The sequence below is a fragment of the Streptomyces sp. MNU89 genome (genome assembly GCF_020982505.1).
Classification (GTDB): domain Bacteria; phylum Actinomycetota; class Actinomycetes; order Streptomycetales; family Streptomycetaceae; genus Streptomyces; species Streptomyces xinghaiensis.
The window spans coordinates 1,343,963-1,360,018 of record NZ_JAJKLL010000001.1 but is presented as its reverse complement, the minus strand read 5'-3'; the positions used below and the strand labels follow the sequence as shown (position 1 = coordinate 1,360,018).

The window sequence follows — 16,056 nt, the reverse complement described above, 5'->3', positions numbered from 1 at the left end:
CAGGGGCCCCGGTAGCGGACTACGGCAGCCGGTCGGTGCCGCCGTCGGGGCCGGCCTGGGCCAGGCCCGTCCGGTAGGCGATGACGACGAGTTGGGCCCGGTCGCGGGCCTCCAGCTTGGTCATGGCGCGCTGCACGTGGGCGCGGACGGTGAACGGGCTGAGGAACAGCCGCTCGGCGATCTCCTGGTTGGACAGGCCGGTCGCGACCAGAGCCACCATCTCCCGTTCGCGCGGGGTGAGCACGGCGAGCCGTTCGGAGTGGCGCGACGGGACGGTGTCCGGTGTGGCCAGGAAACGGGCGACCAGGGAACGGATCGCGGCGGGGGAGAGGAGAGTGTCCCCGCCGGCGATCGTCCGCACCGCGTCGGCCAGGTCCTCGGCCCCGATGCTCTTGCCGATGAAGCCGCCGGCCCCCGCGCGCAGCGCCTGGGCGACGTACTCGTCGGTCTCGTACGTGGTGAGGATCAGGACGCGGGTGGCGGCCAGTTTTGGGTCCGCGCAGATCTCCGACGTGGCGGTGAGGCCGTCCACCCCGGGCATACGGATATCCATGATCACCACGTCCGGACGCAGCTCCCGGGTGAGTCTCACCGCCTCCCTGCCGTCGCCGGCCTCGCCGACCACGGTGATGTCGTCGGCGGTGTCGAGGAGCAGCCGGAACGCACCGCGCAGCAGCGCCTGATCGTCGGCGAGCAGCACCCGGAGCGTCACGGCGCGTCCCCGGCCGCTCCGCCGCCCGTCCGCGCGTCGCTCGTGCGCCCGCCACCTGTCCGCCCGTCGCCTACCGCCCCGTCGGCCATCCGCTCCTCCTCGGTGGTTGCCGCTCCGTCAGCCCTCCGCGTCGTGTCCCTGACGGACGGGAGGGGCAGCTGGGCCGAGACGAGGAAGCCGCCCTCCGGGCGCCTGCCCGCGGAGAGGTGCCCCCCGACGGCGGTGGCCCGTTCCCGCATCCCGATCAGACCGTAACCGGGCGGACGGCCCGGCACCGCGGACGCACGCGGTCCCTGGGACCCGGCCGGTCCCGGTTCGGTGGAGGCGGCCGGTCCCGTGGACCCGGTCGGCGCCGTGCGGGCGCCCCCTCCGTCGTCGGCGACGGTGATGGTCACACGATCGCGGTTCCAGCCGAGGCGCACCCGGGCGCTACCGGTACCGGCGTGCTTGGTCACGTTGGTCAGGGCCTCCTGGACGATGCGGTAGGCGGTGAGGTCCACGCCCGGCGGCAGCGGCCTGGCCGTGCCCTCCTGATGAATCGTCACCTCCAGACCCGCGCGGCGGAAGGATTCGAGGAGTGCCGGAAGCCGGGACAGCCCGGGCGCCGGTTCGGCGGGCCCGGACGTGTCCCCGGACTGCCGCAGCAGACCGACCGTGGCCCGCAGTTCGTCGAGCGCGTGACCGGTGGTCTCGACGAGCTCCCCGAGGCTCTTGCGGGTCTGCTCCGGGCGGGTGTCGAAGAGATGGGCCGCGACCGTGGCCTGCGCGTTGGCCAGGGTGATCTGATGGGCCACGAGGTCGTGCAACTCCCGGGCGATGCGCACCCGTTCCTCGGCCACCCTCCGGCGCGCCTCCCGGTCCCGGCTCTCCTCCGCCCGCCGGGCCCGCTCCTCCACGGCCGCCAGATAGGCCCGCCGGTCCCGTACCGAGCGGCCGAGTACACCGGCCAGCAGCGGGAACACCGCCATCACCACCATCCTGCTCGCGTCCTTCCACGAGAAGTCCCCGAACAGCGGGACGGAGGCGGCCAGCGCCACGGACGTGAGCGACACCGCGCTCGCCGCGCTCCGTTCGGTGCGCGCGGCGAGCGCGTAGGAGTAGGCGGTGATCACGGCGGGGGCCACGATGAGCGGGGTGAGCAGGAGACCCAGGAGCGGCACCAGCAGGCCGACCGCGGTCGTGGCCGCCAGGACGGCCAGAGGCGCCCGGTGCCGCAGCGGCAGCACGGCACAGGACACCACGGCGACGACATAGGCGGCGGCGGGCGGCGCTGACAGCGTGTCGTCGACCCGCACCACACCACCGAGCAGACAGAGCGCGAACGCCGTCGCCGTGACCGCTCCCTCCCGCCACCCGGTGCCGCGCGGCCGCGGGCCACCGCCCCCCGTGGTCGTCATGCCGGCTCAGCTCCGGCCGGCGGGGAGCCGCGGCACCGCTGCGCCGGAGCCGGTCGCGGGGGCCGGGACATCCCTGCTCAGGGCCTCACCCTCGAGATCCACCTGCGGCAGCACACGCTTCAGGATAGGGGGCAGCCACCAGGCCCGGTGGCCGAGCAGCGCGAGGACCGCGGGGGCGATCGCCATCCGGACCACGAAGGCGTCGAAGGCGACGGCGGCGGCCAGGCCGACGCCCATCGTCTGGATGGTCGGGCTGCTCATCCCGATGAATCCGGCGAACACACTGATCATGATGATCGCCGCCGCGGCCACCACCCGTCCGCTGTACCGGAAACCGCTGACGACCGCCTCGCCGGGGGACGCGCCGTGGTCGTAGGCCTCCCGCATCCGGGTGAGGAGGAAGACCTCGTAGTCCATGGCCAGGCCGAACACGATGCCGATGATGAGGATCGGCATCAGCGACATGACCGGTCCGGTCTGCTCGATGGAGAGCAGGTCCGCCGCCCAGCCCCACTGGAAGACGGCGACGAGGACCCCGAAGGCGGCTCCCACCGACAGCAGGAAGCCGAGCGCGGCCTTGACCGGGACCAGGAGCGAACGGAAGACCACCGTCAGCAGGAGCACCGCCAGGCCGATGACGACGGTCAGATAGGGGAGGAGGGCGTCGGACATGGCTTCGGAGATGTCGATGTTCAGTGCCGTCCTGCCGGTCACCAGGACGTCGGCGCCCGTGTCCGCCTCGATGCCGGAGACCCTGTCCCGGATCGTGTGCACCAGATCCCTGGTCTCGCCGCTGTTCGGCGCGGTCTCCGGGACGGCGGTGAGGACGGCCGTGTCCCCGGCCCGGCTGAGCACCGGATCACCGACCGACGCGACCCCGTCCACGTCCCGCACGGTCCTGACGACCAGGTCCGTGGTGGCCCGGGTGTCCGGGGAGTCCGGCAGGTCCACGACCACGGTCAACGGGCCGTTGAAGCCGGGGCCGAAACCTTCCGACAGCAGGTCGTAGGCGCGGCGCTGGGTGGTCTCCACCGACTTGGACTCGTCTCCGGGCAGCCCCAGTTCGAGGCTCAGCGCCGGTACGGCGATCGCCCCGAGACCGAGTCCGGCGGTCAGCAGCACGGCCGCCGGCCGGCGCAGCACGAACCGCGCCCAGCGGACGGCGAGCCCCGGCCGCCCGGCCGCGGTGGACGCCCGGTGCGGGCGCCCGCTTCCCGGCGCGTTGGCCTTGCGGACGGCGCGGGGCAGGACCCGCCGGCCGGAGAAGCCGAGCAGCGCGGGGACCAGGGTCAGCGCGACGAGTACGGCAAGCGCCACGGCGCCCGCGCCGCCCATGCCCATCCTGGTGAGTTCGGGAATGCCGACGACCCCGAGACCGGCCAGGGCGATGACGACCGTCGCGCCGGCGAAGACGACGGCGGATCCGGCCGTGCCCACCGCACGGCCGGCGGCGTCCTCCGGCTCACCGCCCTGCGCCCGCTCGTCGCGGAAGCGGGAGGTGATGAAGAGCGCGTAGTCGATGCCGACCGCCAGCCCCAGCATCAGCGCCAGGATGGCGACGGTGGACGTCAGGCCCAGCGGCACGGCCAGCGCGGAAACCAGGCAGAAGGCGATGGCCACGCCCAGGAAGGCGGTCAGCAGCGACAATCCGGCCGCGACGAGCGACCCGAGGGCGAGGACCAGCACCACCGCCGCCACCAGCACGCCGATGAGCTCCGTGGTACCGCCCGGTGCCTCCTCCACATCCAGGGCCGAGCCGCCGACCTCCACGGTCAGCCCGGCGTCCCGGGCCCGGCTCGCGGCGTCTTCGAGGGCGCTCTTCGTCGCCTCGGTCAGGTCGACGGCGTCCGCGGTGTAGGTGATCGTGGAGTAGGCGATGGTGCCGTCCCGGCTGACAGCGCCGGTCTCATAGGGGTCGGTGGCCGACGCGACCTGGTCGTCCCCGTCCAGCGAGCCGAGAGCGTCCTCGACGGCCGCCTTGTGCTCCCGGGCCGTCACCTGCTGTCCGTCCGGGGCCCGGAACACCAGACGGGCCTCGGCACCCTGGGAGTTGGCCCGCGGGAAGCGCTCGTCCAGCAGGTCGAACGCCTTCTGCGACTCGGTGCCGGGCATGGAGAGATCCTCTTCCTGCCCGGCCGGCGCCATGGCGGCGGCGACCCCGGCCAGCACCAGGACACCCAGCCACACACCGCCGACGAGCCGGCGCCGCCGGAAGGCCCACCGCCCGATCCGGTAAAGAAACGTCGCCACCGTTGATCACTCCAAACACCGCTGGGCCAGGGGAAATACGCGAAATTCGCGCGCCTTCCACCCTTGCCGCCGGCGCCCGGCCGGGCATCGTTCCCCGCCGCCGTCTCCTCCTGGTGCACCGGGACCAGCCGCGCACCCGTCCTGGTGCCTCCGCACTACGGACCGGCCCGGACCCCGACGGGCCGTGCCCGGAGCGGCGGCACGACGCGCGGACCAGCGGAAGGGTGCCGGACCTCTGGACCGTTCAACGGACCGGTCGTTCAGCGGACCGGTCGGCCGACCACGGCCTCGACGGGCCGCGGTCAGCCGTGCGTGTCCCGGCCGTCGCGATCGAGCGCTGCCCGGATCCGGCCGAGCCACTCCCGGCCCAGCCGCCGCCCGCCCGGGAACTCGTCGTCTCGATCCCAGCGCCACGCCGTGACCATCGCCAGTACGAGGATCCGGCACTCGCGCAGCACGTCCTGACGGACTCCCGGATAGTGTCCGCCGACTTCTTCGGGCGCATGGGCGAGGTCGAATTCGACGGGGCCACGGCAACACGTCTCGAAGTCGATGAACAGCAGCCCGCTCTCCGTGGTGAGGAGGTTGCCCGGGTGTGGCTCGCCGTGCAGCAACTGCTCGGCTCCGCCGCGTTCGACGATCACCCGGCTCAGGCGTCGTAGCGTGTCGCCGAGCAGCTCCCGGTCCGCGTCGGCGAGCGCCGGAGTGCGGTCGCGGTCCGCCACGAGGCGCTGAGCCTGCTCCACTCGGTCCGTGAAGTGCGGCGTCGGCGCATCGAGCCCCCGCATGCCGGAATGCAGCCGCGCGAGCGCCTCGGCGTAATCGGCTGGTGGGACCTCTCGGGGTGACACGGATTCGTAGTAGGTCCACAGCGTGACCACGAAGCCGTCACGCTCGTGGACACGCGGCTCCACTCGTGGATCGAGAGCCGCCACGGGGCAGCCGGACGCGGCGAGCCGCTGAGCGAGCTCCACTTCGAACTGTGCGACCTGCTGCGCTGCGGGTGCCACCCGGGCCAGGACGTCACAAGGCAGCAGACGCAGAGTGAGTTTGTTCGAGTCATGAAGAACGATCGCGTCGTCGGCCGTCAGGCCGAGGGACGAGGCGATCGACATGGACGCGGCCACCGCACGCGGGACCTCTGACGCCTGCATCGTCGCCCGGCCCCTCTCCCGTGAGCGCTGCCACGACGTTCCCGATGGTGCAACCAGCGCACCCTATCGAGTGCCGATGCAGAGCCGCCGCAGCGCGACGGGCCGGGCGTGACCGCATCGGCGCCCTGCGCCGGCGGCTGCGGACGTCGTCGCGGAGCGGGCGCATAGGATCGCCGGCATGGCACTGCGACCCGTGCAGGTGAACATCAAGGCCCTCGATGCCTCGGCGGTCGGCCGGTTCTGGGCGGAGGCGCTCGGCTGGAGTGCTTACAGCCCCGGCGTGACCACCTACGTCGGACCCGCCGGCGGACCCGACGACGGCCTCGTCTGGCCGGACCCGGTCGTCCTCGGCATCGACATCGTTCCCGTCCCGGAACCCAGGACGACGGCGAAGAACCGCATGCACCTCGATCTCGCCACCACCTCTGCGGCCCATCAGGCCGAGCTGGTCGCGCGCCTCCAGGCGCTCGGTGCGACGCCCGCCGACGTGGGCCAGGGTGACGTGCCGTGGACGGTCCTCGCCGACCCGGAGGGCAACGAGTTCTGCGTGCTGGAGCCCCGGGAGGTCTACCGGGACACCGGGCCGATCGCCGCGGTGATGGTCGACTGCGCGGATCCGCGGGCCATGGCCCGGTTCTGGGGTGAGGCGGTGGACTGGACCCTGCACGAGGTGACCGACGATCAAGCGGTGTTCCGCTCCGCCAAGGGGAGCGGCCCGTATCTCGAGTTCCTCCGCACGCCCGGCGTGAAGACCGTGCCGGACCGCGTCCATCTCGACCTGCTGCCGTACCCCGGTGACGACAAAGCGGCGGAGGCGGCCCGGCTGCGGGCCCTCGGCGCCACCGACCTCGACCTCGGCCAGGGCGACGTCCCGTGGATGTGCCTGGCCGACCCGGAGGGCCACGAGTTCTGCGTCCTCGCCCCGTCCTGACGCGGCGCCCTGGCGGCACTCCGACTCGCGGCATGGCCACGCGGGGGCGTGACCCGTTGCCGTACTAGCTCAGGGGCAGGACCTTGCGGAACGTGGTCACCGCGATCACCGCGACCGCGACGTGCATCAGGAGTAGGGCGGCGACGCCGGTCACGCCACCGGCGCCGAAGAGGAAGAAGTCGGGTACGAACGACACCACGACGACGACCGGGACGAGCCACCGCAGCACGCCCTCGGCGTTCCGGGACGCCTTGCGGACGATCCCCCAGCCGATCGCGCCCGCTGTCACGCCGACCGTGGTCAGGAAGATGTACGAGCCCGGGTCGAGTGGTTCGAAGTCGTCCGGAGCGCCAACCGCGCGCGCCAGTAAGGCGATCACGGCGTTGACCAGGGAGGACAGCACGGCGGCGGCCAGGACACCGCCCACCACCAGGAGCGGACCCCGTCGGGTGGCGGCTGTCTGGGGATCTGCGGGCATGGTGACTCCAAGGAGGACAAGACCGCTGACGGACGCGGAGGCGGAAGCAGAGGCGGAAGCAGAGGCGGTATGACAATCGGCGAACACAGCCTTGCAGTAGGTCACTTGAAAGTTCAATGCGGCAGGTTCGAACGCGCCAGAAGCCTGCCCGCAGGGGCCTGATCGCGGAGACCGCCTGGCAGGGGCAGTTGAAGTCGACGTCACGGAATACGGTCACGGCTCCTTGTCAGCAGCAGGCACCGACGGTGAGCGCCCAGTCTTTCGATCACCAGGTGTACGGTTTGTGTGTGGCTCTTGATCTGTCCGCATTGAGAAATGGTTTTGACAGGTATATACACGCGGTTCTCGATCCCGAGCTTTCCGGAGAGGAGAGGCGGATCGACTTGAAGCACATGCGGTTCTGGTATCCCTATTACGCGGATGTCGTGACCGATGTGGCCGAACTTCGCAAGCCTCGGGTCGAGAAGCGGACGCTGAAAGTGATCAATTCGCAATCCCAGATTGATTATGAACCGTACACCAATGACCAGATCGTTGCCGATCTCAAGGCCGCGCAAGAGACCATCCTCCTGAACCTCCCCAGGATTCCGCCCGATCGGTATATTCCGTACAAAAATGGTTCTCAGTATCTTCCCGACAAATATGCCGCAACCCTTGTCGTGCATCTCAGGATGCACTGGGAATACTTGGAGAAGCTGGCGCAAAAGAAAAAGTGATCCGCTCTGAGCGGGAACTCCGGCCATCCGTACAGGCGATCTCCGGCCAGTGGTGCGGGCCTCCGAGCCCCGACCGGGTTGTACTCCTGCTGGTGTGCTCGCCATATCGGCCGCCTGCGGCTGTAGAGTCCGCGGACTCTGGCTGAGCGTTTGGTCCGGTGATTCGTATGTGGTCCCGGCTCGGGTGCCGCGCCGGTTCGGGGTGGCCTCGCCGGTGCGCGGCCGTCGTTCGACACCCGGGCGGACTGCCGGATGCTTCCGGCCCCGCGCCGGAACCGCCCGGCTCAGAGGTCCTCACACCGGCGCCGTTGCCGCGCGGTTGGTGCCCGTCCCGTCCTGTCCCGTCCTGTCCCAAGGTGGCCTAGAGTCGCCGCATGCGACGGAGGACGGGACTGGCGATAGCCGGGGCCGCGACCCTGGCCTGGGGCGAGTGGTTGAACTGGCGCTGGTCCCGGGCTCTCGTGGGCAACGGAGGGGGCGGTGCCGAAGCGGTGGTCGTGCTGGGTTACCGGAACCCCCAAGCGGGGGCGAACGTGATCAACCGCTGGCGGGTACGGGCCGGCATCCGCTCCATCACCGCCGGCCGTGCGCGGGGCACTCGCCTGATCTTCAGCGGCGGCGCGACCAGTGGCGGCGCCGCGGAGGCCCAGGTGATGGCCGACTACGCGACGTCGGTGCTCGGCTTCGACGGCACCGTGCTCCTCGAAGACCGGAGCGGGACGACGTGGGAGAACGTCACGAACGTGATTCCCCTGCTGGAGGACGTCGGCCGCATCAAGATCGCCTCCCAGCCGGCTCACGCGCTCAAGGCCCGCGCGTACCTGCGGCGGCAGCGCCCGGATCTTGCGGAGAGGCTCGTCCGCGCGGATGACTACCGCCCTGGCGAGTGGATCGTCGTCAAACCGCTGCTGGCTCTGTACGGACTGTGGGCGCTCCGCGGTCTCACGGCCGGCGAACGGAAGCCCTCGCTGTAGGCAGCAGCAGCCGTCGCGTCGGCGCCGCCGTGCGCGACATCCTCGACCCCATCGACGCGCTCTTCGAGCCCGAGTTCCCGGGCTACGAGCCGTACCCGTGGGGCCGGCGCCAGCACATCGCAGGGCTGGTGCGGCGGCACATTCTGCTCGCCGAGCCCTCGGCCGGAGCGCAGAAGCGCAGGAGCGCTGGAGTGCAGGTGAGCGGGGACCGGGACCGGGGCCACCGGGTGCGTCGGATGGGCCGGCTCGCACACACCCCGCTGCGAATCCGCGCGGCGTTTGAACACAGCCGGGCTCCGCCGCGTACAGGGGGAACAGCACCATGCCGGGCCTGTCACGACGCCTAGGAGTACTTCCGTGAGACGCAACACGCGCAGACGCCCCACCGGCGCACGGCGCCGGACCTTTGCAGCGGTCGCGCTGATACTGGGCGGAGGGGGGCTGGTAGCGGCGAACACCTACGCCTCCGCGGGAGAAGGCGCCTCGGGCGGCCGGGTTCAGGATCAGAGCGGTGGCGACCAGGCGGCCACGATCTCCTGTCCGGACGTCGGGCAGCAACTCACCGACGTGCCGGGGGAGGCGCGCGCAGATGTCGACAAGGCGCTGGCCGACCTCGACCAGCAGATCACCGAGGCGTACGACCGGCTGACCTCGACACGCCAGGAGCAGGCGCAGGACGGGAACTTCGTCCGGGACTCGATCCTCGGGCCGCTGAGCGAGAAGCGCACCGAGGTCATCGGCCAGATCAAGATCGACGTGAAGCGGGCGGGCGGCACGGCCCCGGAGTCGTTGGACGGTCTCGCCGCCTGTACCGAGATCAGCCCCGCCCAGGCCCAGAAGAACGACGGCGGCGGGGACGGCGGCAACCAGGACGGCGACGCCGACACCGCCACCCCCGGCACCGGTCAGGACGACGGCGGCCAGGGCGGCGAGCAGCAGGACGGCAACGGCAACGGTGCGGCCGGGCCGTTTGCCGCGGACTTCGTCGACATCACGAAGGTGCAGCCGAACGTCAAGGCGAAGCCCCGCAAGACCGGCGACGCCTCGACCGGTGCGTTCAGCGTCCAGTGCGGTGTCAACGAGAACAAGGTGTTCAACACCGACAACCTGATCGTCGCGCCCGGCGTGGACAACGGCGCTCACCACACCCACGACTACGTGGGCAACCAGGGTGTCGACGCCTTCGCCTCCAACGACGATCTGGCGAACGCCGAGACCAGTTGCTCGGAGCAGGGCGACAAGTCCTCGTACTACTGGCCGGTCCTGCGCGTGCAGGACGGCACGCAGGAGTTCGACGCCGAGCAGCAGGGCGGCGGCCTGGAGGGCAACGTCGGCAAGATCCTGCAGGCCAAGGAGGCCGAGATCACGTACGTCGGCAGCCCGACCGGCAAGGTCGTGGCGATGCCGAAGTTCCTGCGGATCATCACCGGTGACGCCAAGGCCTTCACCAATGGCACGGCGAACGCCAACGCCAACTGGAGCTGCACCGGCTTCGAGGACAAGGTGCAACTGGCGGACAAGTACCCGATCTGCCCGCAGGGCAGCAGCGTGGTGCGGTCGTTCGCCTTCCAGAGCTGCTGGGACGGCCAGAACATCGACAGCGCCAACCACCGTGCGCATGTGGCCTTCGCCGACGCCGAGGGCAACTGCGGGAACGGCTTCAAGGCCATCCCGCAGCTGACGATGCGCCTGGTGTACGACGTGCCGGCGCCGGTCATCAAGAACGGCCAGGTACGGAACCCGTACGCGGTGGACGGCTTCCCGGAGCAGCTGCACAAGCCGATCACCGATCACGACGACTTCATCAACGTCATGGACGAGGACCTGATGGACGAGGTCGTCGACTGTGTCAACGCCGGGCGGCAGTGCGGAGCCGGCGCCGGTGAGCAGCCGCAGGAACCGCAGGAGCCCCAGAAGCCGGAGCAGCCCCAGAAGCCGGAGGAGCCGAAGCAGCCGCAGGAGCCCCAGAAGCCGGAGGAGCCGAAGCAGCCGGAGGAGCCCCAGCAGCCGCAGCAGCCGCAGCAGCCGGAGGAGCCGCAGGAACCGAAGGAGCCCAAGGACAAGCCGGCGCCGCAGGAGCCGCAGGACGAGCCGGAGCCGGGGCCCGAGGCTTCGTCCGCCGACAAGGACCGGGAGAAGGAGCCCGGCGCGGCCCCCGACGCCCCCTCGGAACCCTCGGCCGCACCCAGTGACGTGGCCACTCGCACCCAGGAGGCCGAGGCCCCGGACGACGCCCGCGTCGGCGAAACGAAGGCACGGGCGACCAGCCCCGCAGAGACGTCGGACACCGGCGTGGAAGCACAGTCCGAGGAGGCGCAGCCCCAGCCGCAAGCGGGCACGGGCAGCCTGGCCAGCACCGGCGCGGACCTGTGGCCGGCCGCGGCCGGAGGGGTCCTCGTTCTCGGAGGACTGGTTCTTCTGATCCACACCAGGCGCCGCAACATGACCACGAACTGAGAGGTCCCCGTCCGCAGTACACCGGACGGAACGGATCAACTGTGATGGCGAACTGCGACCGCGGTAGAGATACTCCGGTCGCAGTTCGCTCACGGCTCTGCCGCTCCGGCGATCTCCGTCGAGCAAACTCGTTCGAGACGTCGTTCAGCGCACGGCGATACCCCGGCCGCCAGAATCTCCAGCCCGTCGGGAAGCATGAGCTCCGGCGCGTCCGCCCCGTGGAAGAGCTTGAGGTTGGGCAGCAGATCGAGATCGTCGAGGCTGTGCACGTCGAAGAGGTGTGGCGGGCGGCCCATCGCCTCGGCCGGGGGCTGCGGCTCTCCGGACTGCGCTGTGAGGGGGTCAACCTCTTTCTCGCTGACGGAGAAGCGGCCTTCCAGGAGGTCTTCCATGTCCACCTGCACGTCTTCCCCCGCTTCACGGGAGATCCGTTCCGCATCGAGGCGGACTGGCAGGTGCGCGAACGCCGCCTGCTCGACGAGACGGCGGCGGCGGTTCGCTCGGGGCTCGCCGGCCTTGGCTGAGTGGTCCGGACCCGGCGCCCGGCGGGTTCGGGCACCCGCGCCGGGAGCCGGGCCGGGAGCCGGGCCTGCTGGTTCACTCCTCGGCCGGCGCGACCATGCGCCACCGGCCCACCTCTTCGTACCCCGAGTCGTAGACGGCCGAGCCGTCGCCGGGCCTCAGGGCGTAGTGGTGGAGGTTCCCGGCCCAGTACCGCAGGATGCGGCCCAGCTCCCGCGCGGTGTTCTCGGTGAGCCGGTCGCTGCTGACGTCGACTTCGAGAAGGAACTTCATGGTGGCCGCCTCCCGGCATGGAGTTGTCCTGACTTCGGTGCCCTGCGTGAGCCGGACCCGGTATCAAGTGTTTCATTGAAGCCGGATGAGGGTTTCCGACCTTAACTCCAGTGGTGGGCTTGTTGATTCGCCGGAAAAATCTCAACCGGGTCCGAGGCCGTGAGGTGAGCGGCAGCGGCTGCGCGGGGCGCGGTCGGCGGTCGGCGGAGGGGAGCAGGGCGGATGGGGGACCGGCTGCGCGCCCGAGACCTCGCACGGTCGGCGGGCCTCTCGGTGCAGCAGATCCGCACCTATGTGGAGACGGGCGTCCTCCCGGCGGTGGAGCGCACCGCCGGCGGCCACCGGGTCTTCACCGGCGCCCATGCCGAAGCGCTCACCGTGGCGCGGGAGCTCGCCGTCGGCCACGGCTGGGCCACGACCCGCGTCGTCATGCGCGCGGTCCACGACGGTGACCTGGTCGCGGCACTTGCCGCCGTTGACGCCAGCCATGCCCGTCTCGACCGGGAACGCGGCGAACTGGCCGCCGTGCGCGAGGCTCTGGAGACTCTCCTGACGGGCCGCTCGGGTCGCGTAAACCCTCCGGGTGGTGCGGAGTACTCCGGTGATGCGGGCCCGGGAGGTGGTACGGAGCACGCGGCCCGGCGAGACGGCGCGCGTCACGGTTTGCGCATCGGCGAGGTGGCCCGCGCCGTGGGCGTGAGCCCGCCCGTGCTGCGGCTCTGGGAGGCCCACGGCCTGCTGCGGCCCGAGCGGGAACCCTCCACGGGCTACCGTCTCTACGACAGCTCGGAGCTGCGCACGGCACACATCGTCGCGCTGCTGCGGCGGGGGAGTCACCCGCTGCCGGCCATCGGCGCGGTGCTGGACGAACTGCGCGAGACCGGCAGCCCCGACCGCGTCCTGCGCGAGCTCACCCACCGGATGCGGGACCTCCACCGCACCAGCCTTCGCCGTCTCGCCGCCTCCGCTGCGCTGCACGGCTACCTGCGGTACCTGGGGCACACGGTCTGACCGTCGGCTCGGCGGCTGCAAGGGCCCGACCGCCCCGCCGGCCTCAATGCGGGGTCATGGCCGACGACCGTAGTGAAGGTTGAGTAGCGAGAGTAGGGGGCGGGCCGTTCCTCCTCCCGGCTCCGGGAACCGGCGCTTGCCCGGGCGGCGTCTGAGCAGACGTTGGCATGTCATCAGCGTGTTGGTATACCTGAACCTGAGTCAGGCGCGGGGGAGCGGGCGGTGCGTGCGCAGGACCACTGGGAAACCGGCTGCTGCTCCGCCGCGCGGGACGAACCGCGGTTTCCGCCATAGCCGTTGAGGCGGACGACGGCACGCGGGTCGGCCAGGGCATGACGGGGGAGAGTTGACGTGATCAAGCCTGAGGCGATACCCCAGTTCACGGGTGATCTGGAGCAGTTGGAGAAGGACGCCACCGGCCTGGGCAACGACGCCGACGACATCCGGGAGACGGGCAAGGGCGTCCACACCCAGTTCCAGGGGCTTTCCGCTTTCTACACCGCTCCGGAGGCGGAGGCGTTGTTCGCGTCGACGAAGCCGGTGCAGGACCGGGCGGATGAGTTCGCGGACGACTTGGAGAAGGTCAAGTCGGCGTTGGACGAGTACGCCGCCGAGGTGCGCCCCCTGGTGGCGAAGCTGAAGCAGCTCAAGGCCGATGCTGCCGCGTTTGTCGCCAGTGTGGAGGATGACGACGAGTGGAAGTACGACGGCGACAAGATCGATGAGCACAACGCGCTCCAGTCGGACGTCACCGCGACGGTGGCGGCGTTCTGGGAGGCGGAGCGCACCGCGGCCAACAAGATCACCGCGTTGGTGGGCGGCACCCAGTACCGGGCGAATGACGGCTCGGACGGCAAGAACATGTACGGCTTCTCGGCCGGGGACATGAAGGATGCCGAGGTTCCGTGGGGGACGGCGGAGAACGAGAAGTACCACTGGTACGAGGTGCACCAGCACATCAAGAGCTTTGTGTGGGACGGCCTGATCGTCGATGGGGTGTGGGGCACCATCAAGGGCCTGGGCACCCTGGTGGGGTTCGACGGCTGGGATGCGATGAAGGATGCCTGGAAGGGTCTGGGCATGCTGGTGGTCGGTACGGCCCTGTACACCTCACCCCTTGCCTATGCGATCCCGGACTCCGCTCTCCCGCAGTGGATGAAGGACTCCAAGGAGGTCGCGAAGCAGACGGGCAAGGCGCTGCTGGCGTGGGACACCTGGAGTGAGAACCCGGCCCGCGCGGCCGGGGCCGTCACGTTCAATGTGCTGACGTCGATCACGGGTGCGGGGAACATCGCCAAGGGCGGCACGGTGGCCAAGGTGGCTTCCGTGGCGGGTAAGGCGGGGAAGTTCCTGGACCCGATGACGCACATCTCCTCGGTGGTGGGCAAGGCCGGGCAGGCGATGAAGATCGGCGATGTGCTGGCGGGTCTGAAGAACCTCAACCTCGGCAAGATCGATATCCCCGCGATCCCGGACGGTGCGACGCTGCTGCCCGACGGGCGCCTGGAGCTGCCCGACGGCACGGTGAAGGTCCCCGACACCCCGCTCCAGCTCGCGGACGGCACCGTCCACGTGCCGGAGGGTGCGGCGCCGAGGGTGCCGTCGGAGCTGCCCAGTGGTGCGGTCCTGATGCCGGACGGCTCGGTCCTGCACCCCGACGGCAGACTCCAGCTTCCCGACGGCTCCACGAGCACGGCGGACGTCCCCGTGGAGCCGCACAAGGCGGACCTGGGCACCCCGGACCGGGCGGCCGTGCGTGTCCCCGAGCAGGAACTGGTCGGTGCCGGCGCCCGCAGCAACCCGCCCGGTGCCGTCGCCCAGCTCGGGGACGCGGGCAACCCGTCCGCCGTCGCCGACAACACCGTCGGTGGCGGCACCCCGGGGCAGGCCGGCGCGAACGCGGGCGACACCGCCCTGGGCGGCACCGCCCGCACCGGCGACAACCTCCCCGGCGGCACGGCGAACCCGGGCGGTCCCGGGCCCGGCCTCCCAGGCGGTCCCGGTGGCTTCGGTGACAACCTGCCCGGCGCGACCGGCCGTGCCGGCGACACCCCGGGCGGCGGAACGCCCGGAGGCCCGTACGACGGCCCGTCCATGTCCCTGGGCGACAACGCCGCCGGCGCCACCGACACGCTGCCTCCCGGCGGACGCGACCTGCCCGAGGGCCCTGGGGCCGGTCCCCACCTCGGTGACACGAACCTGCCCGACGGCAACCCCGGTTCCGGCCCTGCCGACGCGATACCGCCCGGCACCGCCGTACCGGACAACGCGCCCACGCCCGGTGGCGGCACCCCCGGCGACGGCACGCCACCGCGGACGCCCGAAGAGGTCATGCGGAACCACGTCGACCGGGTCAACGACCCGAACGACACGTTCTTCGACGACCACTACAAGTCCAACGGCCACCGCAAGGACGTCGAGCGTCTTGTGGACGGACAGCCGGTGCCGAAGCTCCGGTGGGACACTTCCGATCCGATGAACCCGAAGTGGATCGCGGCCGACGACGCTCCGCCGCCGGTGCCACCGAACTACCTGGAGAGCCCTGTCCACGGAAAGGCGGACACGGTCAGCCCTGGCAACATCGAGACCCTCGATCGGACCGCGCTCCACCGCCAAGACGCGATCGCCGCCGACCGTGCGGCCGAGACGGCCCTGGCGGATGCTCGGCAGGCATACGAGAGCAACCCGTCGGAGGCCACGAAGGACGCCTACGACACCGCCGACGCCGCGCACAAGCCCAAACACGACACCATGGGCAAAGCGGGTGAGACCCTCGGCGACCAAGCGGCCGAGTTCCACGCGATCCCGGAGAACTTCTCGGATGCCGAGCGTGTTGACAACCGCGCGCTCGGAAACAACCGGTTCGATCAGATATGGGAACGCTCGGACGGCAGTTACGTCGTGGTCGAAGCCAAGGGGCCGAGTGCCCAACTCGGCGACCGCCGAGGCCTTTCCGGGCGCCAAGTCATGCAGGGCACGCGCGAATACTTCGAAAGTATCCTCGCCCAGATGGACAAGCGAGGGGTCAACGACCAGGTGGAAGGCGCCCTCGCGGAGAAGCTGGACGCCGCACTCAAGGCGGGCAAGGTCGAGTATGTGGTCGTCCGAGCCAAGGCCGACGGTGGACAGTACGCTGGCTACACCATGAAGAAATTTGACATCCGCTGAGGGAGCAAGACAG

Annotated in this window: 13 protein-coding genes; 7 read left to right on the top strand and 6 right to left on the bottom strand. The window is 70.8% G+C overall.

Annotated elements, in window-relative coordinates:
- Nucleotides 1-19: 19 nt before the first annotated feature.
- The 4 genes from E4N63_RS05895 to E4N63_RS05880 all read right to left on the bottom strand — a co-directional run bounded on the left by E4N63_RS05895 (nt 20) and on the right by E4N63_RS05880 (nt 5,513).
- Nucleotides 20-712, bottom strand: a complete 693-nt coding sequence (locus E4N63_RS05895; protein ID WP_230240129.1) for a response regulator transcription factor — start codon at nt 710-712, stop codon at nt 20-22.
- Nucleotides 709-2,109 carry a sensor histidine kinase gene (locus tag E4N63_RS05890; protein WP_230240128.1) on the bottom strand — a complete coding sequence of 467 codons (1,401 nt, stop codon included), beginning with the start codon at nt 2,107-2,109 and terminating at the stop codon, nt 709-711. Before E4N63_RS05890 ends, E4N63_RS05895 begins: the two co-directional genes overlap by 4 nt.
- A 6-nt stretch (nt 2,110-2,115) precedes the next feature.
- Nucleotides 2,116-4,359, bottom strand: a complete 2,244-nt coding sequence (locus tag E4N63_RS05885) for an MMPL family transporter (RefSeq protein ID WP_230240127.1) — start codon at nt 4,357-4,359, stop codon at nt 2,116-2,118.
- A 302-nt stretch (nt 4,360-4,661) separates the two neighbouring features.
- Entirely contained in the window at nt 4,662-5,513 is an 852-nt protein-coding gene (locus E4N63_RS05880; RefSeq protein ID WP_230240126.1) for a phosphotransferase enzyme family protein, read from the bottom strand.
- Between the two features lie 178 nt (nt 5,514-5,691).
- On the opposite strand from E4N63_RS05880, the gene E4N63_RS05875 reads away from it, so the two are divergent.
- Entirely contained in the window at nt 5,692-6,444 is a 753-nt protein-coding gene (locus E4N63_RS05875) for a VOC family protein (protein ID WP_230240125.1), read from the top strand.
- Nucleotides 6,445-6,508: 64 nt separating this feature from the next.
- Here the strand turns inward: E4N63_RS05875 and E4N63_RS05870 are convergent, their stop codons facing one another.
- On the bottom strand, nt 6,509-6,922 hold the full coding sequence (locus E4N63_RS05870; protein ID WP_125622671.1) for a DUF6069 family protein: 414 nt from the start codon (nt 6,920-6,922) through the stop codon (nt 6,509-6,511).
- Nucleotides 6,923-7,209: 287 nt separating this feature from the next.
- On the opposite strand from E4N63_RS05870, the gene E4N63_RS05865 reads away from it, so the two are divergent.
- The 4 genes from E4N63_RS05865 to E4N63_RS30980 all read left to right on the top strand — a co-directional run bounded on the left by E4N63_RS05865 (nt 7,210) and on the right by E4N63_RS30980 (nt 11,593).
- Nucleotides 7,210-7,638 carry a hypothetical protein gene (locus E4N63_RS05865; protein WP_125622672.1) on the top strand — a complete coding sequence of 143 codons (429 nt, stop codon included), beginning with the start codon at nt 7,210-7,212 and terminating at the stop codon, nt 7,636-7,638.
- A 374-nt stretch (nt 7,639-8,012) separates the two neighbouring features.
- Nucleotides 8,013-8,612 carry a YdcF family protein gene (locus E4N63_RS05860; RefSeq protein ID WP_230240124.1) on the top strand — a complete coding sequence of 200 codons (600 nt, stop codon included), beginning with the start codon at nt 8,013-8,015 and terminating at the stop codon, nt 8,610-8,612.
- A 357-nt stretch (nt 8,613-8,969) separates the two neighbouring features.
- Nucleotides 8,970-11,069 carry a DUF1996 domain-containing protein gene (locus E4N63_RS05855; protein ID WP_230240123.1) on the top strand — a complete coding sequence of 700 codons (2,100 nt, stop codon included), beginning with the start codon at nt 8,970-8,972 and terminating at the stop codon, nt 11,067-11,069.
- Between the two features lie 218 nt (nt 11,070-11,287).
- Complete coding sequence (locus tag E4N63_RS30980) at nt 11,288-11,593, top strand: HIT family protein (RefSeq protein WP_125622675.1); 306 nt, start codon at nt 11,288-11,290, stop codon at nt 11,591-11,593.
- 73 nt (nt 11,594-11,666) lie between these two features.
- Here the strand turns inward: E4N63_RS30980 and E4N63_RS05845 are convergent, their stop codons facing one another.
- Nucleotides 11,667-11,864, bottom strand: coding sequence for a hypothetical protein (locus E4N63_RS05845; RefSeq protein ID WP_125622676.1), 198 nt, complete (start codon nt 11,862-11,864; stop codon nt 11,667-11,669).
- 222 nt (nt 11,865-12,086) lie between these two features.
- Here E4N63_RS05845 and E4N63_RS05840 point away from each other — a divergent pair, with 222 nt between their 5' ends.
- On the top strand, nt 12,087-12,875 hold the full coding sequence (locus E4N63_RS05840; protein ID WP_230240122.1) for a MerR family transcriptional regulator: 789 nt from the start codon (nt 12,087-12,089) through the stop codon (nt 12,873-12,875).
- A gap of 351 nt (nt 12,876-13,226) precedes the next feature.
- On the top strand, nt 13,227-16,043 hold the full coding sequence (locus E4N63_RS30490) for a hypothetical protein (protein WP_308188653.1): 2,817 nt from the start codon (nt 13,227-13,229) through the stop codon (nt 16,041-16,043).
- Nucleotides 16,044-16,056: the final 13 nt, after the last annotated feature.